Below are 21,020 nucleotides of genomic sequence, written 5' to 3'. Positions count from 1 at the left end.
CTCAGAACCTCAGGCCAGTGATAAAGGATACCAAGCGAACCAGAATACCATCCAGTCCCCACAGGATCAGTGACATTACAGCGGTTACCGCCGCTACGATCAGCGTGGTGTGCAATGTTTCCTGGCGAGTCGGCCAAATTACCTTACGGACTTCGGTACGCGCTTCGCGGGCAAAAGCGACAGTCGCTTTGCCTTTTGTCGTCAACAGCGCGACACCACCCGCTGCAGCAATCAGAATTACCACTGCAAGCGCGCGTAGCGGCAGCATAATGTCACGATAAAGATAGTTGCCGACGATCGCTACGATCAGCAGAACGGCTACCACTACCCATTTCATCGCTTCCAGGCCGCGCCCGCTCCCTTGAGCTTCGGTATTCGCACTCATAAACCAACCTGTCAGAAGTATTCTACAAACATTTTCACCCCGCGATCGCGAGGCAAACCAAATCGAAATGCTAATTCGCTTTTCGAATTATACGCTCTCTGCAGAGCCTGTCTCAGCAATGATTATGACAAAAATAATCACTGATGAGCCAGGTTCTGGCGTGAAAGCGTGCAAAAAGGGCATCAAATGATGCCCTTTTATTGCGCATTGCGTCAAATGTTATCAGCAATTAGCCGAGAACTTTAGCAACCACGCCCGCGCCAACGGTACGGCCACCTTCACGGATTGCGAAACGCAGACCGTCGTCCATCGCGATTGGGTGGATCAGCGTCACAACCATCTTGATGTTGTCGCCTGGCATTACCATCTCTACGCCTTCTGGCAGTTCGATGGTACCGGTCACGTCAGTTGTACGGAAGTAGAACTGTGGACGATAGCCTTTGAAGAACGGAGTATGACGGCCGCCTTCGTCTTTGGACAGGATGTACACTTCAGATTCGAACTTGGTGTGTGGCTTGATTGAGCCTGGCTTCGCCAGAACCTGACCACGTTCGATTTCTTCACGTTTGATACCACGCAGCAGAACACCAACGTTCTCACCAGCACGGCCTTCGTCCAGCAGTTTGCGGAACATTTCAACGCCAGTACAGGTAGACTTCGCAGTCTCTTTGATACCAACGATTTCAACTTCTTCACCCACTTTGATGATACCGCGCTCTACACGACCGGTAACAACGGTACCACGACCGGAGATGGAGAATACGTCTTCAATTGGCAGCAGGAATGGCTTATCAATCGCACGCTCTGGTTCTGGGATGTAAGAATCCAGGTAGCCAGCCAGTTCGATGATTTTTGCTTCCCACTCTGCGTCGCCTTCCAGCGCTTTCAGCGCGGAACCACGAACGATTGGGGTATCGTCGCCTGGGAAATCGTACTGAGACAGCAGTTCACGAACTTCCATCTCTACCAGTTCCAGCAGCTCTTCGTCATCAACCATGTCGCATTTGTTCAGGAACACGATGATGTAAGGAACGCCTACCTGACGACCCAGCAGGATGTGCTCACGAGTCTGAGGCATTGGGCCGTCAGTCGCAGCTACTACCAGGATCGCGCCGTCCATCTGCGCAGCACCGGTGATCATGTTTTTAACATAGTCGGCGTGGCCTGGGCAGTCTACGTGTGCGTAGTGGCGAGTCGGGGTGTCATACTCAACGTGAGAGGTGTTGATGGTGATACCACGAGCTTTTTCTTCTGGTGCGTTATCGATCTGGTCGAATGCACGAGCAGAACCACCGTAGGTTTTTGCCAGAACGGTAGTGATTGCAGCGGTCAGCGTTGTTTTACCATGGTCAACGTGGCCGATAGTACCGACGTTAACGTGCGGTTTTGTACGTTCAAACTTTTCTTTAGACATCGATTGTCCCTCTAAGACACGGATAAATCGGTGATATCACCACATCAACCAGGCGAAATGCCTGAACTGTTGAATCAAGTAAAATTGAAACAGAGAGAAACGGGAAGGAGAAGTGAAGTGGTGCTGATACCCAGAGTCGAACTGGGGACCTCACCCTTACCAAGGGTGCGCTCTACCAACTGAGCCATATCAGCACGTATTGGAGCGGGCAGCGGGAATCGAACCCGCATCATCAGCTTGGAAGGCTGAGGTAATAGCCATTATACGATGCCCGCATCCTGAAACTCGGCTACCCAGTTCTTTCTGTAACAAAAAAAGAGATTTCTCTCTTTTTAAGTTCGAGCTGATTCAGCTTTTAAACCAGCTCCGGCGGCATTTATACGCTGCCAGAAAGTGGTGGTGGGGGAAGGATTCGAACCTTCGAAGTCTGTGACGGCAGATTTACAGTCTGCTCCCTTTGGCCGCTCGGGAACCCCACCGGACTTGATGGTGCCGACTACCGGAATCGAACTGGTGACCTACTGATTACAAGTCAGTTGCTCTACCTACTGAGCTAAGTCGGCATCAAGTAGCGCGCATTCTATGGATACCTGCGCGGTCATGCAACTAAAAATTTGCATAAAACGTTCTTTCGCTCACATTTTATGCTAACCACGCATCAAGCGCTGTTAAAGTAGTCATTCACGGTCAAATATTCAACATATATGAGCGAATTGCATCGCATACACCGTAGCGTGACGGCTTCCGCGTAACGCAGCGCTTTCCATCTTTTTTCTTATTATTCCTGTCATCTGGTGTTAACCTCCTGCCCATTGTCCAAAATTAACTGTGTGATGAGCCATGATCCGGCAGTGTGATGCTGGCTCACTGAAGCATGCTTATGAGCAAAAAAGAGCAAACGTTAATGACGCCTTATCTTCACTTTAACCGCAGCCAGTGGGCTGCCCTGCGTGATTCCGTCCCTATGACGCTGACGGAAGGTGAAATCGCACGGTTAAAAGGGATAAACGAAGATCTGTCCCTGGAAGAAGTGGCAGAAATTTATCTCCCCCTCTCACGCTTGCTTAACTTCTATATCAGTTCCAACCTGCGCCGTCAGGCGGTGCTGGAGCAGTTCCTTGGAACCAATGGTCAACGCATTCCTTATATCATCAGTATTGCTGGCAGCGTGGCGGTAGGTAAAAGCACAACCGCGCGTGTCTTGCAGGCTCTCCTGAGCCGCTGGCCAGAACACCGCAGCGTGGAGCTGATCACCACCGACGGCTTTCTGCACCCCAATGAGGTGCTAAAAGAACGCGGGCTGATGAAGAAGAAGGGCTTCCCGCTCTCTTATGACATGCACCGTCTGGTGAAATTTGTCTCTGACCTGAAATCCGGCGTGCCTAACGTCACGGCGCCGGTCTATTCGCACCTGATCTACGATCGCATTCCGGGCGGAGACAAAACGGTGGTGCAGCCAGACATTCTGATTCTGGAAGGGTTAAATGTGCTGCAAAGCGGGATGGATTACCCTCACGATCCGCATCACGTGTTTGTCTCTGACTTCGTCGATTTCTCTATTTATGTCGATGCACCGGAAGATTTGCTGCAAAGCTGGTATATCAACCGCTTCCTGAAGTTCCGCGAAGGGGCGTTCACTGACCCGGACTCCTATTTCCATCACTACGCCCAGCTTTCTGAAGAAGAGGCGGTGAAGGTGGCGACAGGTCTGTGGAACGAGATCAACTACGTAAACCTGAAAGAGAACATTCTCCCTACCCGCGAGCGGGCGAGCCTGATCCTCACCAAGAGCGAGAAACACGCTGTCGACCAGATTCGTTTGCGGAAATAGGTTAGCAGACTTAAAAAACCGGCTTAACGCCGGTTTTTTTGTTTACGCCTGCGGCTTTTCGCCGTTTTCATCCTGATCGACCGCAAAGCAGGCGACCAGCTGACCGCGATAATCTTTCAGCTGCGGCTGTAGCTGGGTGCAAGGGCCAAAGCGGCGACTGCAACGGGCGTTGAATGCACATCCCGGAGGTGGATTCAGCGGACTTGGCAGTTCACCGGTCAGCTTAATACGCTCGCGACGATCGTCCGGGTTCAGGCGCGGTGTCGCAGAGAGCAGCGCCTGGGTGTACGGGTGGCGAGGGTTATTAAAGATCTGATCTTTCGTCCCCTTCTCCACGCAGCGCCCCAGATACATTACCATTACTTCATCAGCGATATGCTCTACCACCGACAGGTCGTGGGAGATAAATACGTAAGACAGCCCCAGCTCCTGCTGCAGATCCATCATCAGATTCAGCACCTGTGCGCGCACGGAAACGTCGAGCGCTGAGACCGGTTCATCGGCAATCACGACATCCGGATCGAGCATCAGGCCACGGGCGATGGCGATACGCTGGCGCTGGCCGCCAGAGAACATATGCGGGTAGCGATCGTAATGCTCGGTTTTCAGGCCGACTTTCGCCATCATCGCCAGCGCTTTTTCACGACGCTGCTCTTTGCTGAGATTACTGTTAATCAGCAGCGGCTCTTCCAGAATCTGCCCCACTTTCTTGCGCGGGTTCAATGAACCGTACGGGTTCTGGAACACAATCTGGATTTTCTGGCGACGCAGCTTCTGCGCCTGCGGATCGTGCTTAAGCAGATCCTGCCCCTGATAATAGAGCTCGCCGCCGGTAGGCGTTTCAATCATCGTCAGCAGACGGCCTAAGGTTGATTTGCCGCAGCCCGACTCCCCGACCACCGCCAGCGTTTTACCACGTTCGAGGGTAAAGGAGACGCCGTCCAGCGCTTTCACCAGGCGCTCAGGGGCAAAAATCCCCTTCTTCACCGGGTAGTGTTTTTTCAGGTCGATAGCCTGCAACAGCGGTTGTTGCGTGGTGGCCTGTTGCGTACTCATAGTGTTGGCCTCCCGGCATCATCGAGTGGGTAGTGGCATTTCGACTGACGACCGTCAGCCAGCTGGTTGAGCTCAGGCTCTTCTGCACGGCATTTATCCGTCGCATACGGGCAACGCGGATTCAGCAGGCAGCCCTGCGGACGGTCATATTTACCCGGTACCACACCCGGCAGCGACGCCAGACGCGCTTTATCCTGGGCAAACTCCGGCAGCGCACGTAAAAGCGCCTGGGTATACGGATGACGCGGTGCGCGGAAGATATCGTGCGAACTTCCGGTCTCCACCACCTGTCCTGCATACATCACGATGATTTTGTGTGCTGCTTCAGCCACCAGCGCCAGGTCGTGCGTAATCAGCACCAGCGCCATGTTCTCTTTCTGCTGCAGTTCCAGCAGCAGCTCGATGATTTGCGCCTGGATGGTCACGTCCAGCGCTGTGGTCGGCTCATCGGCAATCAGCAGTTTTGGCCGACAGGCAATTGCCATCGCGATCATCACACGCTGACTCATCCCGCCAGAAAGCTGATGCGGGTAGACATCAAGGCGCGATGCCGGGTCAGGGATCCCCACCTGGTTCAGCAGGTCGATCGCCCGCTGACGACGGGTTTTCTTGTTACCGCCCTGATGGACCTTGATCGCCTCCATAATCTGGAAGCCCACGGTGTAGCAGGGGTTCAGGCTGGTCATCGGGTCCTGGAAGATCATCGCCACTTCCGCGCCCACCAGCTGGCGGCGCTGTTTCTCGGAAATGCGCTTCAGATCCTGACCATTGAACTGCAGGTTTTCCGCCATCACGCGGCCCGGATAATCGATCAGCCCCATAATCGCCAGTGAGCTTACGGACTTACCGGAACCGGATTCCCCAACAATGCCAACCACTTCGCCCTGATTTACGCTGTAGCTGATGCGGTCCACGGCGCGAAACGGGGTGCCTTCATCGCCGAAGTGCACCGATAATTTATCTACATTTAATAACGCCATCTCGTGCCTCTTACTGCTTCAGTTTGGGATCAAGTGCATCGCGCAGACCATCACCCATCAGGTTAAATGCCAGCACCGTCAGCAGAATTGCCAGACCCGGGAAGGTGACAACCCACCAGGCGCTTTGTGCGAACTGCAACACGTCGGAGAGCATCGTGCCCCACTCCGGTGTTGGCGGCTGCGCACCCATGCCCAGGAAGCCAAGAGCGGCCATATCAAGAATGGCGTTAGAGAAGCCGAGCGACGCCTGAACAATCAGCGGCGCAAGGCAGTTCGGGAAGATATTGACGAACATCTGACGCATCGCACCGGCACCGGCCACGCGGGACGCGGTGACGTAGTCGCGGTTCACTTCCACCAGCACTGCCGCACGGGTTAAACGCACGTAGTGAGGGAGTGCCACGAAGGTCAGCGCAAGCGCGGCATTACCGATCGACGGGCCAAATATCGCCACCAGCACCAGGGCCAGCAGCAGGCTTGGCAGCGCCAGCATGATGTCGACGATACGCATGATGATGTTATCAACAATGCCACCAAAATAACCCGCAACCAGGCCGAGGATGATCCCCATGATCAGGGACAGCACCACCACCAGGCAGCCCACCAGCAGCGACAGACGCGCGCCGTACATCAGACGCGACAACACGTCGCGACCTACATCATCGGTACCCAAGAGGTGAGCCAGGCTCCCGCCGTCCTGCCATGCAGGGGGGGCCAGCAGCGCGTCACGGAACTGATCCGCCGGGTTATACGGTGCAAGCACGTTTGCAAACACGGCAATCAGGATCATGACAGAGACATAGACCAGCCCCACTACCGCGCCTTTATTGCGCTTGAAGTAGTGCCAGAATTCCTGCAGCGGCGTCATTGGAACCGGTGCAGCAACCACTTTATTTTCAGAAACGTGTGACATGATGGCCCCTTACTTCTTATGACGAATACGCGGGTTCACCACGCCGTACAGCAAATCGACCAGCAGGTTGACGAGAATAATCATCGTCGCGACCAGCAATACACCGCCCTGCACGACCGGATAGTCACGGCGTTGCAGCGCGTCAATCAGCCAGCGGCCAAGGCCCGGCCAGGAGAAGATGGTTTCGGTCAGGATCGCCCCTGCCAGCAGCGTACCCACCTGCAGACCGATAACGGTCACCACCGGCAGCATGGCGTTACGCAGCGCATGAACGATGATGACTCGCATACGCGTCAGGCCCTTGGCACGCGCGGTACGAATATAATCCTCGCCCAGCACTTCCAGCATTGACGAACGGGTCATACGCACGATCACCGCCAGAGGGATCGTGCCAAGCACCATTGCCGGCAGGATCATATGCGCGACCGCATCAATAAAGTTGCCCTCTTCGCCCCATATCGCCGTATCAATCAGCATAAAGCCGGTCAACGGGTTGGAATCATCGAGGAAGACCATATCGCTGACGCGTCCGGAGACCGGCGTCAGGTTAAGCTGCACCGAGACCAGCATAATCAGCATCATGCCCCACCAGAAGATCGGCATGGAGTAGCCGGTCAGCGCCAGGCCCACGGCGGTATGGTCAAAAATAGAGCCACGTTTAACGGCAGCCAGCACCCCGACAGGGATACCCACCGCAGTGGCAAAAATCATGGCGCAGATGCCAAGCTCCAGTGTCGCTTTAAAACGCGGCACGAACTCGTCCCACACCGGAAGACGGCTTTTTAGTGAAATCCCTAAGTCACCGTGCATAACGCCCCAGATATAGTGGAGGTACTGCTGCCACATCGGCTTATCGAGGCCGAGTTCAGCCAGCAGCTGCGCATGACGTTCAGGGGAAATACCACGCTCGCCCGCCATAATCATTACCGGGTCGCCGGGGATCATATGGACGAAGGCAAAAGTGAGAAGGGTGATACCGATAAACGTGGGGATGACAAGTCCCAGACGTCGGAGGATGAACTGCAACATAACCCGGATTCTCTCTGAAGACGCACGACCAGTGGCGTGGCGTCTGTATTGCTCACAAATGTAAATTCCCTCTCCCGCAGGAGAGGGTTAGGGTGAGGGCTAGCATGCAAGCCCCTCACCCCTGTCCTCTCCCACAGGGAGAGGGAGAACGCCCTACTGATTATTCAACAGATACGTTTTCGAAGTGGTGTTTGCCCAGCGGATCAACCACGTAGCCTTTCACTTCTTTGCGCACTGGCTCGTACACAGTGGAGTGAGCAACAATCAGAGCCGGAGCCTGATCGTGCATAACAACCTGTGCCTGCTTGTAGAGTTCAATACGTTTGTTGTGATCGTCGGTGGCACGTGCCGGCTGGATCAGGTCTTCAAACGGCTTGTAACACCAGCGAGAGTAGTTAGAGCCGTCTTTTGCCGCCGCACAGCTGAAGAGGGTGGCGAAGAAGTTGTCCGGATCCCCGTTGTCACCGGTCCAGCCCATCATCACTGCCTGATGCTCACCCGCTTTGGCGCGCTTCAGATACTCGCCCCACTCGTAGGTAACAATCTTGGCCTGAACGCCGATTTTCGCCCAGTCAGCCTGAACCATTTCAGCCATACGGCGTGCGTTCGGGTTGTACGGACGCTGTACCGGCATCGCCCACAGTTCAACGGTAAAGCCTTTATCCTGCCCTGCTTCCTTCAGCAGCGCTTTCGCTTTCTCTGGATCGTAGGTGTAGTCTTTAACGTCATCGTTATAGCCCCACATGGTTGGTGGGATCAGGTTTTTAGCCGCAACGCCGGCGCCCTGGTAAACGGCCTTGATGATCGCTTCTTTGTTCACCGCATAAGTCAGCGCCTGACGCACTTTCACGTCATCAAACGGTTTCTTCTCGGTGTTGAAAGAGAGATAGCCCACGTTCAGGCCAGCCTGCTCCATCAGGTTGATATTCTTGTCCTGCTTCATGCGGGCGATATCAGCCGGGTTCGGGTATGGCATAACCTGGCATTCGTTTTTCTGCAGTTTTGCGTAACGCACAGACGCGTCAGGCGTGATGGAGAAGACCAGACGGTCGATCTGTGGTTTGGTACCCCAGTAGCCCGGGAACGCTTTGTACAGAATACGGGAGTCTTTCTGGTACTGCAGCAGCTGGAACGGACCGGTACCGATTGGGTTCAGGTCCACTTTTTCCGGCGTGCCGGCTTTCAGCATGTTGTCCGCGTACTCTTTAGAGAGGATAGAGGCGAAGTCCATGGCCAGGTCCGCCAGGAATGGCGCTTCCGGGCGAGTCAGCACGAACTGAACGGTTTTATCGTCCACTTTTTTCACTTCAGCGATCAGGTCTGGCAGACCCATCCCTTCGAAGTACTCATAGCTGCCGCCGGACACTTTGTGGTACGGGTTCTGAGCGTTTTTCTGACGATCGAAGGAGAACACAACGTCATCGGCGTTGAAGTCGCGCGTTGGTTTGAATTCTTTGCTGTCCTGCCACTTCACGCCCTGGCGCAGGTGGAAGGTATAGGTTTTACCGTCTTCGCTGACGTCCCACTTCTCCGCCAGGCCAGGAATCACTTCCGTGGTGCCGGTTTTGAATTCAACCAGACGGTTATAGATCGGCACAGAGCTTGCGTCGTAAGTCGTACCAGAGGTAAAGAGCTGTGGGTTAAAGCCTTCCGGCGAGCCTTCAGAACAGTAAACCAGGGTTTTTGCCTGTACGCTTGCTGCCACGGTCATAGCCACCAGGCTCAGACCAAGCTTCAGCATCCCTGACTTCTTCAAGGAAATACTCATTATTCTGCTCCAATGTGATGTTTTGCTTTGTTGTGTTACGCCGCCTGACCTTTATTTATTTTTTACCCGGTCCGGTCGGTGATGCCCGAAGGCGTTAAAGGGATGGAGAATCCTTTCAGAAGAGCGTTGGAGTTGCAGCGCAGATCGTCCCTGAAATGCCCCTCGTGCCCTACAATCTGTCAACAGAATGTGAAAACGTCAATACAGGTGACGGGGATTTACGCTGAGTGTGAGAAACCGCAAACAAAGATTAAAAAAACTATGTACGCCAGTTTTCAGCAGGGAAATTTATGCTACTCGTCATGTTGCAGCACAAATATCTTCATATTTCGCAACAATCAGTGATTAACTTTTATTCAGAATGGGTAAATTTTCTTGCAGAACGGTGATTATCTGAGCACTAAATACCGCGAACGTTAAAACGCACAGCGAAAAATGCTGAGGTTATCCATAAGCAACGCGAAAAAAGATCAATCCATATATAAAAAAATACAATGGATTATGTCACAAAATCACGAACAGGCAGGAAGAAGCAGGACTACGAGGTGTTTTGGCTAATCTGGACGAATAAAGCGTTAATGCAAAAAGGGCTAACCTTGCGGTTAGCCCTTTTTTGAATGTGGTCGGCGAGAGAGGATTCGAACCTCCGACCCACTGGTCCCAAACCAGTTGCGCTACCAAGCTGCGCTACTCGCCGAATGCGGAGCGCATCTTACTGCTGAGGTGCGCCCCCGTCAATCCCTTAATTTAAAAAAGCCATCCAACTGGCGATAAACTCGCCAGGCAAGCTACTGCGCGGCTTTCTGGCTGCTTTCAGGCAGTTTGCACCAGTTGTTATTTTCGTTAATCCCCCCGTCCGGAGAGGTATAACCCAGGCACCCCATGATGGTGTCGTACAACTCAACGTGACGGCGCGGTACCTTAATTTCTGCCTGCTGTTTCAGATGAGCAAACATTTTGGCTTTGTCAGGGTTCTCCAGGTACTTATCTGACATCCACATAATCATCGGTACACGGAATTGCTCCGGCGGCGCCAGCTTACGCGGCGTACCGTGCAAATGTTCCTTTTCGTTAATGGATTCACCGTGGTCTGCCGCATAGATGACAATCGCTTTCTTATCACGCAACTCATCAATCACACGGCTCAGGAACGTATCCACATACAGAACAGTATTATCGAAAGCATTTACTAACTCTTCCTTGCTACAGCTCGCATTAATGCTGACACACTCCGGTTGCCACTTCGCGAAATCTCGCGTGTAACGCTGGTAATAGCTGTAATGTGATCCTTTAGTATGCAGAATGATGAGATGTTTTCCCTTTGGATGATTTTTTAGAGACTGTGACATTTCCTGGAGCAGCAACATATCATCGACACTCTTTCCACGGTTACGTGGCTCGGCGCCAATCTGCTCGCGATACGCGATGTTATCCGCCAACGTGTTGGTATAGAACCACATCTCGCTTTGCATGGCGAACAGATCGGAGCTAAAGCCAAGCTGCTTCAGCACAGCAAACACGTTTTGCTCTTTGAGGGTACGCTGAGGGTTATCGCTCGCACCACCTTCACGCACAAACATACAGCGCAAGGACAGCTTCGTAGCGGTATCACAGGAGTAGCCGCGGTAAGCCACCAGATTCTTTTCCTGCGCCAGTTTTGGGGTGGTATCGCGGTCATAACCGAGAATGCCCATATGATCCCAGCGCGTCGTTTCGCCGATAACAAAAACCACGTAAGTATCATCCAGCCCATCAGCAGGAGCCTGGTAAGTGAATTTTTTGGCCGGGTTAACCAGCGATTTCACATCACTGGATTCGTCCGCCTGCGCCCAGGCATAAAGACCTAACGCCGACAGCCAGTTGGACGGCAGATAAGAGTTGGCGACTACGCCGCCGTAGCTTGGCATATCCACGCCCGTCACTTTTTCGACTTTTCTTTGCTGTTTTTCCATCAGGCGGATAGGCGCCCATACCAGCAAACCAGCCAGCAGGACCACGGCGACAGTGCGGATCCGCTGTCCACGAGTGCGCAACTGGCGTAACAACGTATAGCGGCAGGTATTACTCCAGATAAAGAAGAGTGGGAGCAGACAGGTTAAAATTGTCCAGACGATAAAGCCTTTACCCACAACCTCTTTCGAGAGGTCAATGTCAGTGGTCATTACCGACGCAACGATACCGTAGCCAATGACTACGTTCATAAAGGTCATGTAATAGCTGGCGGCGGCGGAAATTATTACCACCAGCGAGGCCAGAATTTGCCACGTGCGACGGCCGAAGAGAGATAACAGGCGTAACAAGAAAAATGTCGCGAGGACGGAGCCGAACACTTCAATAGCGGCAAAAATTCCATTTCTTACGGTGAGGTCTTCGAAATAACCTTCCACTCGTCTGAACAGCACCGCGCCATTCAGAAATAATCCGATATAGACAGCCAGCATCAGACACAATCTTTGCTGGGTAATAGACCTAATGTATTTCATGCAAACAACCCTGGGGGAAGGGGTATAAAGACCCGCCGAATCTCAGTGAGAAAGCGGACAGAGTAAGTAAATGCGTAAGAAAGCGTTATCAGAAACGTCTACAAGCGCCGTAAGTAGACCACAGCGGGAGAGAAAAGTGGCAGCGGAGAATGTGATCGGTGCAAATTTTTACAAAATAACAAGTCTGGAAGCATATCAAATAAAAGTTAAAGAGGCCGTTAAGGCCTCTTTAATTTAGGTTAAGCATGTGCTTCATTAAACACTTCGCGCTGCGGCTGCCGAATCGTCGTCGACAGGGCCAGCGAAATAATTAACAGGGCGAATATTACGCAGAAGGTGACATAGAATCCGCCGAACAGCGAGGCAATTAACGAGCCGCAAATGCTGCCGATGCCAAAGCCTAAGTAAATCACGCCGTAATTTTTCGCCAGGTTGTTCAGACCAAAGAACTCGCTCACCAGTGACGGGAACACCGTGATGGTGCCGCCGAAGTTAAAGGCCACGCAGGCAATCGCAGCAAAGAAAGTCGCTTCATTCAGGGGCGCAAACAGCAGAGCCGCCATACCCACCAGTGAAACCACCTGTCCAAGGGTAATCACGCGGATACGGGCAATCTTGTCGGACAGGATACCCAGCACCAGACGACCAGACAGGTTAGCGATAGAGATCACGGTCACCGCATTTGCCGCCGTCATGGCATCCAGTTTAACCATGCCCTGCGCGATATCTTTCGCCACACCAATCACATACAGGCCACTCATGCAGGCCGTCAGGAACATCACCGCCAGCATCCAGTACTGGGGTTTACGCATGGATTGAGCCAGGGTGAAGTCATTCTCCACCACGCCGTTAACGGTTTTCACTTCCTGCTGCGGTGCGTCTTTCATCAGCGTCGCGCCAAACAGGATCATCACCAGGACGATAACTCCCCAGATTATGAAGGTTTTTTCGAGGCCAACCGACGCCAGCAGATGAGAGTCGATAAATTTAAATCCGAGGCTGCCCAGGCCATAAGAACCGATGGCAAACGCGGAGATTAACCCTTTACGCTCCGGGAACCATTTGACGCAGTTCGACAGGGTCAGCAGATAACCGGCACCGTCCGCCAGACCGACCAGTACCCCGGCGCTCAGCCAGAGCATCATCAGGTTGTTTGAATACGCCGTCAGGAAAAAGCCCAATCCCAGCAGGATCCCCGAGGCCATAGTGACGCGTTTCACGCCGAACCGCTCCTGCAATTTGCCCGCAACCGAAGAGGACAGCGCCAGCCCAAGGCTTAGCAAACCGAAAGAGAACGCCACCTGACTGATCGGCGCGCCGAGCTTGTCGGAAAGGGCACTGTTAAACAGGCTCCAGGTATAGACCGAGCCCAACGCAAACTGGGTGACGATGGTGCCAAAGAGCGTCAGCCAGCGTGTACGATTGTAGGAAGATGTATTCATGGCAGTTGTCCTGCAAGAGAAAGTAAGGGAATTTGCTGAGGACAACGATAAACAAAACCCTGATCCAGCTGGGGGAAAACGGCATGAGATGCAGGAGAAACGGAATGAAATGCCTGGAATCGGGAATGAACGACCTTGCCGGGGAGTGAAGCGACAGAATGTTAGTGCCCGCTATCGCTACAACACCCACGGTTATTGTATTCAAGATGTTAACGTGACGTTTAAAATAGTAACAACGTTAGAAATTTGCACTTACGCCCAGCGTGTACAAAAACTGCTCTCCCGTCGTGCTGTCCTCCCCTTGCGCTAAGGAAGCATACGCCGCCATGTGCGAGGTGAAAGGAATATCGGTGCCTACGGTGAAATCCATCCAGTTGCCATTTTGAGCCGGGGCAGGCGTTTGCGGCATCCCGAACTGGGATTTCCACTGATTTTCACCATACTGCTGGTTATAGCTAATCTGCGCCCAGGGACGAAGTTCGCCATATTGCGTATCCACGCGCCAGCCTAGCGTACTCACGCTGGCATGCCACAGGGGATCGGTCAGCGCCTGGGTTGTCACGCTATCACCAAACTCATTAATCATCATGGGCGTGGTGCCGTCATAACGCCACGCCACCACCGGGCCGGTCGTGACATGACCCGCCAGCGGAAAATTCCAGCCGACGCTCATCGCCCCCGCGGAGGTCGAGCCAGAGGGCAGATTCAGAGCCAGCCCCGGCGCATTTTGCGAAGACTGGATGCGCTCCGCCAGGATATCGTCATAACGCGGTTGGTGATCCGCATCCCATGTATAGCGTTCCGCCGTATTACTTTGCGGGTCTGAAACGATATATTCCTGTTGCCAGGCAAATGCTGAGTGACCAGAAAGCAGACAGGCTGAAATCCCCACCAGGCCAGAAACAGCATGGCGACCACTGATTTTTTTTATCATCAAAGCGACTCCAGAGAGAGCCGAATTCGGCGATTTTTATCATTGTTCAGGAAGAGGTTTTTAGGGCTTATGGCCCTGTATTAACTATTGTCTTTACAGGTCACACGTCAAGCCTGACGGAATGAAATTTTTGCGATAACCGTGTCATAAGGGAGATAACCGATGCAACGTTGCGGTTGGGTAAGCCAGGATCAGCTCTATATCGACTATCACGATCGGGAATGGGGCGTGCCGGAAACGGACGGCAAAAAACTTTTCGAGATGATCTGCCTGGAGGGTCAGCAGGCGGGTTTGTCATGGATTACGGTATTGAAGAAACGCGAAAACTACCGCAATGCCTTTCATCAGTTCGATCCCGTCCGGGTCGCCGCGATGACCGACGACGACGTGGAGCGACTGGTGCAGGATGCAGGCATCATCCGCCATCGCGGTAAGATCCAGGCCATTATCGGTAACGCACGCGCTTACCTGGCAATGGAACAAAACGGTGAATCGTTCTCAGAGTTTGTCTGGACATTTGTGAATAACGATCCGCAAATCACGCAGGCCGCCACGCTCGCGGAAATTCCCGCCTCGACTCCGGCCTCGGACGCACTCTCGAAAGCGCTGAAAAAACGCGGCTTTAAGTTTGTCGGCTCCACCATCTGCTACGCCTTTATGCAGGCCTGTGGCCTGGTCAATGACCATGTTACCGGCTGCTTCTGTCATCCGGGAGGCCATCATGATCCGCAAATGGCAAAGTGAGAATACCGCGTCGCTGTTGAGCCTATGGCTTGAAAGTACCACGGAAGCGCATCCGTTTATTGAGGCGAGCTACTGGAAAGAGAACGAAGCCATGGTGCGGGACGTTTATCTGCCGTCGGCCGAAACCTGGGTCTGGGAACAGGATGGCGAACCTTACGGGTTTATCAGCGTGATGCAGTCTCAGTTTGTCGGCGCACTATTTGTCGCACCGGCGTACATCGGCAAAGGCATCGGACGCGCGCTGCTGAACCACGTTCAACAGCGCTTCCCGCACTTAAGCCTGGAGGTGTATCAAAAAAATGTCCGGGCGGTGAATTTCTACCATGCTCAGGGCTTTCGTATCGAAGACAGCGCCTGGCAGGATGACACCCAACACCCGACGTGGATCATGAGCTGGCAGGCGGATCAAACGCCGTCAGAGTAAGCTCGGGGCCCTGATATTTCTCAACCCATGCCAGCGCCGTATTGCCTGCGCAGCCATTCCCCAGCTTCGAGCTGGGGAGATCTTTGGTCAGTACGTTAACGGCACCGTTTTTACAAATACCGCTCTCGTCCAGGTCCGGCCACGCGCCCTGGTGGATGCAGATCACGCCTGGTTTGATTCCGTCGCTCACCACCGCTCCGGCCAACACCTGCCCACGATGGTTCCAGACGCGCACCAGATCGCCATCCGCAATCCCGCGCGCTTTCGCATCTTCAGCATGAAGCGTGATCGGCTCCCGCCCGGCGACCGCATACTGCTCGCGCAGCGACGAATAGTTAAGCTGGCTGTGCAGGCGATGCGCGGGGTGCGCGGATAACACCTGGAGCTGCTCCGGCTGGGCATTGCCGTGCCACTCATCCGGTTCAAGCCATGTGGGATGCGCAGGACAATCCGCGTACCCAAAGCGGGCAATGCGTTCACTGTAAATCACAATCTTTCCGCTCTCGGTTTTCAGCGGATGGTTCTCCGGGTCGCGACGGAAATCGGCGAAACGGACAAACTGCGCGTTCTGCTCGCTCTCCGGCATTTCGAAAATCGCGTTCGCTTCCCAGAATTCCGCAAACGGCGGCAGCGTCACCCCCTGGGCCGCACCGCGCTGAGCGGCAATCTGATAGAACGTTTCCAGCCACTCAAGATCGGTTTTCCCTTCGGTGAAACGCTCACGACCGCCTGCTTCCCACCGTTCGCTCAGTTCCGCAAATACGTCAAAATCATCACGCGCTTCATCCCGCGGTGCGACCACACGCTTCATCGGCACCATATGCTGGTTGCTGTAGTCACCGGTCATGGTGAGATCGTTACGCTCGTACGAGGTCGTGGCCGGCAGCACGATATCGGCATGTTTGGCGGAGGCGGTCCAGAAGCATTCCGAAATCACCACCAGCTCCGGCTTCTGCCAGGCGCGGATAAGACGATTGGTATCCTGATGGTGCGTGAAATTCGCCCCACCCGCCCACCAGACAAACTTAATATCCGGGAAATGGCGGTCCAGACCGTTATGCTGATAAAATCCGCCCGGGTTTTCCAGGGCTTCAACAATACGCGCCACCGGAATTTTATCCACGGCATCAACGCCGCCCTTCACCGATCCCTGCATGGAGGCCAGCACGGCGGCTTTACGGGTGGGGTTGCCGCCATTGGCGAAGTGATAAGAGAGCCCAAACCCGCCGCCCGGCGTACCAATTTGCCCAAGCATCGCGGCAAGCGTTACCAGCATCCAGTGTTTTTGCTCGCCAAACTGCTGGCGCTGCATGCCCCAACCGGACATCAACATCGTGGTGTTTTCATGGAACAACGCGGCCAGTTCACGGAGCTTGTCAGCCGGAATGCCACAAATATCGGCTGCCCACGCTGCCGTTTTGGCAACACCATCCGTTTTACCCGTCAGATAATCGGCGAATTTGTCGAAGCCCGATGTGCAACGCGCGAGGAAGTCGGCGTCGTGCCAGCCCTTCTCTACCAGCGTGTGGGCGATACCCAGCATCATCGCCACGTCAGTACCCATATGCGGGGCGAGCCATTCGGCACTGTCACCAAAGAAATCCATGGTTTCAGAGCGCATGGGGTCAATACAGATGATGCGCTTACCGCTCTTGCGCAGCGCATCAAAATAGCCAATACCCTGCTCGTCGGAAGCATTCCAGGCAATTTTTAGCGTGTTGAGAGGGTTGGCACTCCACAGCACCACCACCTCGGTATGCTCCAGTACCAGCGGCCAGCTGGTCTGCTGCTGATAAACCTCATTACCGCCGACGACGTACGGCATGATCGCCTGCGCCGCGCCGGTGGAGTAATCCCCCAGATGACCCGTGTAGCCGCCGGCCAGGCTCATGTAGCGCTGCAGCAATGTCGATGCTTTATGCAGTACGCCGTTAGAACGCCAGCCGTAAGAGCCGGCAAAAATGGATGCAGGCCCATAGCTGTCGCGGATGCGCTTGTGCTGGGCGTGGATCAGCGCCAGCGCGTCATCCCAGCTCACACGCACAAACTCATCCTGACCACGAATGCCCTGCGGCTTGTCCGGCGAAGCCAGAAATCCTTTACGCACCATCGGCCAGCGCACACGGGTTTTGCTGTGCACCTGATCGCGAACGACGGTCTGTAAAGAGTTAGGGTGTTGTGTTGGCAATGCCCCACGGGAAGACAGGACATTTTCGCCGTCGGTTTCGACCAGCATCGGCCCCCAGTGGGCGGCGGTCAGAATGGTTTTTGTTGAGGTGCTCAAAGCGTGCGCTCCTGGTTGCGTGCAGGTTTACGGTCTTGTTATTGAGGCCGTTTATGGTTTGTCACAAATTTCAGAGTTATCCCCGGAATTTTCTCCGTATCCGGACGTCATAATCAACTGCCACGTCCGTCGTGGCAAAGAATAAAAAGGATTAAGGAAAGAAGATGAAAAAACGCGTACTCGTTATTGCCGCTCTGGTGAGCGGTGCACTGGCGGTTTCTGGCTGCACAACAAACCCATACACCGGTGAACGCGAAGCGGGTAAATCCGGCATCGGCGCGGGTATCGGTTCACTGGTCGGGGCGGGTGTAGGTGCGCTCTCCTCCTCCAAAAAAGACCGCGGTAAAGGCGCGCTGATTGGCGCAGCGGCAGGCGCAGCACTCGGCGGCGGCGTGGGTTATTACATGGATGTGCAGGAAGCGAAGCTGCGCGACAAAATGAAAGGCACAGGCGTGAGCGTCACGCGCAGCGGTGACAACATCATCCTGAATATGCCTAACAATGTGACCTTCGACAGCAGCAGCGCAACGCTGAAACCTGCCGGTGCGAATACCCTGACCGGCGTGGCGATGGTGCTAAAAGAGTACAACAAGACCGCCGTGAATGTGATTGGCTACACCGACAGCACCGGCAGCCAGGAGCTGAACATGCGTCTGTCTCAGCAGCGTGCGGATTCCGTGGCCAGCTCGCTGATCACCCAGGGCGTTGAAGCGAACCGTATCCGCACCAGCGGTATGGGCCCGGCAAACCCTATCGCCAGCAACAGCACGGCGGAAGGCAAAGCGCAGAACCGCCGCGTTGAGATTACGTTGAGTCCAATTCAGTAATCGCATTTCCCCCTCTCCCCGTGGGTGTACGGTCCGGGGACATGGTAGACAGGTGTTCGGGGACATGGTGAACACTTTTTAACATCCTTTACCCATGGTGATCGACTTTTTCTTCAGGTCGATCACCCCCACTTTTGTGCTGTACCACCACACCTCGTAGCGGCCGTCTTCCTGCATCTCCTTCAGCCCGACCCGTTCTCCCCTGAACGCCTTGCCCGCGCTCAGACTTACCCCTTTCACGCTCAGCTTTCCGCTGATATCCACTTTCCTGACCATCACACCCTCGTCGTATTCCGGGGGCGTTATGTTACCGCTGTACTGCCGTGCAGACGGCTTATACCGCGAGCCCGGTACCGCCATGTCCAGCGCCTCATGCGGGCGTTCAAGGTTATAGACCGTCCGCCAGTGGTCGAAGGCGCGCTGCAGTTCGCCCTCGTTCGCGAACCACTTACCCTGCAGCACCTCCGTCTTCAGGCTGCGGTGAAAACGCTCCAGCTTGCCCTGCGTCTGCGGATGATACGGCCGGGAGTGTCCCACCCGGATACCGTGGCGCATCAGCCACAGCTCCAGCGCCGTCCAGGTGCCGGTGGTGTCTCCCCACGGGGCGCCGTTATCCATCGTCATCTGGTCCGGCAGGCCGTAACGCTCAAACACGCTGACCAGCCGCTGCTGCACGGTCTCACGCCGTTCATCGGTACAGTGCGCCAGGCACAGGGAAAAACGGGAGTGGTCATCCAGCAGGGTGAGCGGATGGCAGCGGCCACCGCCAAAGGGAAAGTGGCCCTTAAAATCCATCTGCCAGAGCCGGTTCGGCGCGTCATGTTCGAACCGCCCCGTGGCGGGAATGCCCGGAGAAGTACCGGGCAGCAGGCCGTGACGGGCCATCAGGTTATGAACGGTGCTGAAGGCGGGCATACGGTGCCCCCGGTCTTCCAGCCAGCGCTTTATCTTGCGTGCGCCCCAGCGTTCATGGCGGTCATGGGCCATACGCAGCAGGGCGGTGATGTCGTCAGATGAGCGGTTCGGGGAATGGTGCGGTATGCGCGGGCGGTCCTGAAGGCCGGAGGCACCTTCCTCCCCCCATCGGCGAAGCCACTTGTAGCCGGTGGCAGGTGAAATGCCGAAGCGACGGCAGAGGGAACGGATGTTCGCCCCGTCCTGCGAGGCGAACAAAACAAACTCAGTACGTAATGACATGGTATCTCTCGCATCCCAGGGCATAAGCGACTCCATAAACGGGTTCTTATGCCTTAGTTGTAAGTGTCTACCATGTCCCCGAACAAGTGTTCACTATGTCCCCGGACCGTACAGTGGGAGAGGGTCGGGGTGAGGGCATCAGACCGCACACCCCGACATGAACCACTTGCCATCGTTGATTTTCCCGCTAAGGTATTCTCACTAAAGTCAGGGAATTCAGCGATGAGCAAACCAACGCGGGCCACCATCAGCGACGTGGCGAAAGCCGCCAGAACCGGTAAAACCAGTATTTCACGCTATCTCAACGGCGAGAAACACCTGCTTTCCGATGCGCTGCTGGCACGTATTGAGCAGGCCATTGCCGATCTCGACTACCGCCCCAGCATCATGGCGCGCGGACTTAAACGTGGCCGTACCCGCCTTATTGGGCTTATCATCGCCGATATTACCAACCCCTACTCGGTAAACGTGCTGAGCGGTATCGAAGCCGCCTGTCGCGAGAAAGGTTTTACCCCGCTGGTCTGTAATACCAACAACGAGGTGGACCAGGAGCTGCATTATCTCGATCTGCTGCGCAGCTACCAGGTGGAAGGTATCGTGGTCAATGCCGTAGGTATGCGTGAGGAAGGGTTAAACCGGCTGCAACAGTCTTCCCTGCCGATGGTGCTCATCGATCGTAAAATCCCGGAGTTCGCCTGCGACGTCGTCGGGCTGGATAATACCCAGGCGGCCACGACTGCAACCGAGCATCTGATCGAACAGGGCTTCGAAGCAATTCTGTTCCTGAGCGAGCCGCTGGGCATGGTGAATACCCGTCGCGAGCGCCTGAATGCATTTCGTGCCACCCTGGAGCGTTATCCCGGAGTGATCGCCGAAAACGCCGAAACTCCGCTTCATGAAGCCGACCAGCTCGACAATACCCTGCGTCAGTTCCACACGCGCCATCGCGGGATGCGCAAAGCTGTGATTTCGGCCAATGGGGCGCTGACGCTTCAGGTCGCCCGCTCGCTCAAACGCATTGGCCTGCACTGGGGCAGCGATATCGGCCTGCTGGGCTTCGATGAACTGGAGTGGGCAGAACTGGCCGGGGTAGGCATCACCACGCTCAAACAGCCGACCTGGCAAATCGGCTATGCCGCTGTTGAACAAGTGGTTCGTCGCATTGAAGGGATCAGCGATGCTGTACGCGAGCAGGTCTTTTCTGGCGAGCTGATTGTCCGCGGCTCCACCGCCCGTTAATTTCCCCTTGTGATGACGATCATAAATTCAACATCCTGAACTTTTCTTTGGAACCGGTTCCATCTAGCGT

Annotated in this window: 17 protein-coding genes and 5 tRNA genes; 5 read left to right on the top strand and 17 right to left on the bottom strand. The window is 54.7% G+C overall.

The window, feature by feature from the left end; all coding sequences use genetic code 11:
* Window position 1: 1 nt before the first annotated feature.
* The 6 genes from secE to ACQG2G_RS01130 form a co-directional block, all read right to left on the bottom strand.
* Window positions 2-385, bottom strand: a complete 384-nt coding sequence (gene secE / locus ACQG2G_RS01155; protein ID WP_013094999.1) for a preprotein translocase subunit SecE — start codon at window positions 383-385, stop codon at window positions 2-4.
* A 229-nt stretch (window positions 386-614) separates the two neighbouring features.
* Entirely contained in the window at window positions 615-1,799 is a 1,185-nt protein-coding gene (gene tuf, locus ACQG2G_RS01150; RefSeq protein ID WP_013094997.1) for an elongation factor Tu, read from the bottom strand.
* A gap of 118 nt (window positions 1,800-1,917) precedes the next feature.
* A tRNA-Thr gene (locus ACQG2G_RS01145) sits at window positions 1,918-1,993 on the bottom strand.
* 6 nt (window positions 1,994-1,999) lie between these two features.
* A tRNA-Gly gene (locus ACQG2G_RS01140) sits at window positions 2,000-2,074 on the bottom strand.
* Between the two features lie 119 nt (window positions 2,075-2,193).
* Window positions 2,194-2,278 (bottom strand) — tRNA-Tyr (locus ACQG2G_RS01135).
* Between the two features lie 8 nt (window positions 2,279-2,286).
* Window positions 2,287-2,362 (bottom strand) — tRNA-Thr (locus tag ACQG2G_RS01130).
* A gap of 317 nt (window positions 2,363-2,679) precedes the next feature.
* Between ACQG2G_RS01130 and coaA the strand changes: the two genes are divergently transcribed.
* Window positions 2,680-3,630, top strand: a complete 951-nt coding sequence (gene coaA, locus ACQG2G_RS01125; RefSeq protein ID WP_013094996.1) for a type I pantothenate kinase — start codon at window positions 2,680-2,682, stop codon at window positions 3,628-3,630.
* A 42-nt stretch (window positions 3,631-3,672) separates the two neighbouring features.
* On the opposite strand, the gene dppF is transcribed toward coaA, so the two are convergent.
* The 9 genes from dppF to ACQG2G_RS01080 form a co-directional block, all read right to left on the bottom strand.
* Entirely contained in the window at window positions 3,673-4,686 is a 1,014-nt protein-coding gene (dppF, locus tag ACQG2G_RS01120) for a dipeptide ABC transporter ATP-binding subunit DppF (protein ID WP_014830234.1), read from the bottom strand.
* A complete protein-coding gene (gene dppD / locus ACQG2G_RS01115) occupies window positions 4,683-5,666 on the bottom strand; it encodes a dipeptide ABC transporter ATP-binding protein (protein ID WP_013094994.1) in 984 nt (327 codons plus the stop codon). The genes dppF and dppD overlap by 4 nt, the downstream gene beginning before the upstream one ends.
* Window positions 5,667-5,676: 10 nt before the next feature.
* Window positions 5,677-6,579, bottom strand: coding sequence for a dipeptide ABC transporter permease DppC (gene dppC / locus ACQG2G_RS01110; protein ID WP_020684504.1), 903 nt, complete (start codon window positions 6,577-6,579; stop codon window positions 5,677-5,679).
* 9 nt (window positions 6,580-6,588) lie between these two features.
* The gene (dppB, locus tag ACQG2G_RS01105; protein WP_014830232.1) at window positions 6,589-7,608 is read right to left on the bottom strand and encodes a dipeptide ABC transporter permease DppB; all 1,020 of its coding nucleotides are present in this window, start codon (window positions 7,606-7,608) and stop codon (window positions 6,589-6,591) included.
* 160 nt (window positions 7,609-7,768) lie between these two features.
* Window positions 7,769-9,376, bottom strand: coding sequence for a dipeptide ABC transporter periplasmic-binding protein DppA (gene dppA / locus ACQG2G_RS01100; RefSeq protein WP_023620080.1), 1,608 nt, complete (start codon window positions 9,374-9,376; stop codon window positions 7,769-7,771).
* A gap of 620 nt (window positions 9,377-9,996) precedes the next feature.
* Window positions 9,997-10,073: transfer RNA gene (locus ACQG2G_RS01095), tRNA-Pro, on the bottom strand.
* A gap of 91 nt (window positions 10,074-10,164) precedes the next feature.
* A complete protein-coding gene (gene eptB / locus ACQG2G_RS01090) occupies window positions 10,165-11,859 on the bottom strand; it encodes a kdo(2)-lipid A phosphoethanolamine 7''-transferase (protein WP_058661794.1) in 1,695 nt (564 codons plus the stop codon).
* 239 nt (window positions 11,860-12,098) lie between these two features.
* Entirely contained in the window at window positions 12,099-13,301 is a 1,203-nt protein-coding gene (locus tag ACQG2G_RS01085; RefSeq protein WP_040020946.1) for an L-lactate MFS transporter, read from the bottom strand.
* Between the two features lie 238 nt (window positions 13,302-13,539).
* A complete protein-coding gene (locus ACQG2G_RS01080; protein WP_061772962.1) occupies window positions 13,540-14,238 on the bottom strand; it encodes an autotransporter domain-containing protein in 699 nt (232 codons plus the stop codon).
* 159 nt (window positions 14,239-14,397) lie between these two features.
* On the opposite strand from ACQG2G_RS01080, the gene tag reads away from it, so the two are divergent.
* Together tag and ACQG2G_RS01070 are read left to right on the top strand one after the other, a co-directional pair.
* Window positions 14,398-14,979 (top strand): DNA-3-methyladenine glycosylase I, encoded by a 582-nt coding sequence (gene tag, locus ACQG2G_RS01075; RefSeq protein ID WP_020686549.1) that lies wholly within the window; start codon window positions 14,398-14,400, stop codon window positions 14,977-14,979.
* Complete coding sequence (locus ACQG2G_RS01070; protein WP_013094983.1) at window positions 14,957-15,403, top strand: N-acetyltransferase; 447 nt, start codon at window positions 14,957-14,959, stop codon at window positions 15,401-15,403. Before tag ends, ACQG2G_RS01070 begins: the two co-directional genes overlap by 23 nt.
* Here the strand turns inward: ACQG2G_RS01070 and ACQG2G_RS01065 are convergent.
* Entirely contained in the window at window positions 15,366-17,687 is a 2,322-nt protein-coding gene (locus tag ACQG2G_RS01065) for a molybdopterin guanine dinucleotide-containing S/N-oxide reductase (protein WP_013094982.1), read from the bottom strand. The two genes, ACQG2G_RS01070 and ACQG2G_RS01065, sit on opposite strands and share 38 nt — an antisense overlap.
* 164 nt (window positions 17,688-17,851) lie before the next feature.
* On the opposite strand from ACQG2G_RS01065, the gene ACQG2G_RS01060 reads away from it, so the two are divergent.
* Window positions 17,852-18,514 (top strand): OmpA family lipoprotein, encoded by a 663-nt coding sequence (locus ACQG2G_RS01060; RefSeq protein WP_013094980.1) that lies wholly within the window; start codon window positions 17,852-17,854, stop codon window positions 18,512-18,514.
* A gap of 78 nt (window positions 18,515-18,592) precedes the next feature.
* Here the strand turns inward: ACQG2G_RS01060 and ACQG2G_RS01055 are convergent, their stop codons facing one another.
* Complete coding sequence (locus ACQG2G_RS01055) at window positions 18,593-19,735, bottom strand: IS481 family transposase (RefSeq protein ID WP_426722954.1); 1,143 nt, start codon at window positions 19,733-19,735, stop codon at window positions 18,593-18,595.
* A 198-nt stretch (window positions 19,736-19,933) separates the two neighbouring features.
* On the opposite strand from ACQG2G_RS01055, the gene ACQG2G_RS01050 reads away from it, so the two are divergent.
* Entirely contained in the window at window positions 19,934-20,950 is a 1,017-nt protein-coding gene (locus ACQG2G_RS01050) for a LacI family DNA-binding transcriptional regulator (protein ID WP_013094979.1), read from the top strand.
* Window positions 20,951-21,020: the final 70 nt, after the last annotated feature.

Source organism: Enterobacter cloacae complex sp. 382A5 (genome assembly GCF_050031095.1).
GTDB classification, from domain to species: domain Bacteria; phylum Pseudomonadota; class Gammaproteobacteria; order Enterobacterales; family Enterobacteriaceae; genus Enterobacter; species Enterobacter cloacae.
This window is presented reverse-complemented; position numbering and strand designations above follow the sequence as displayed.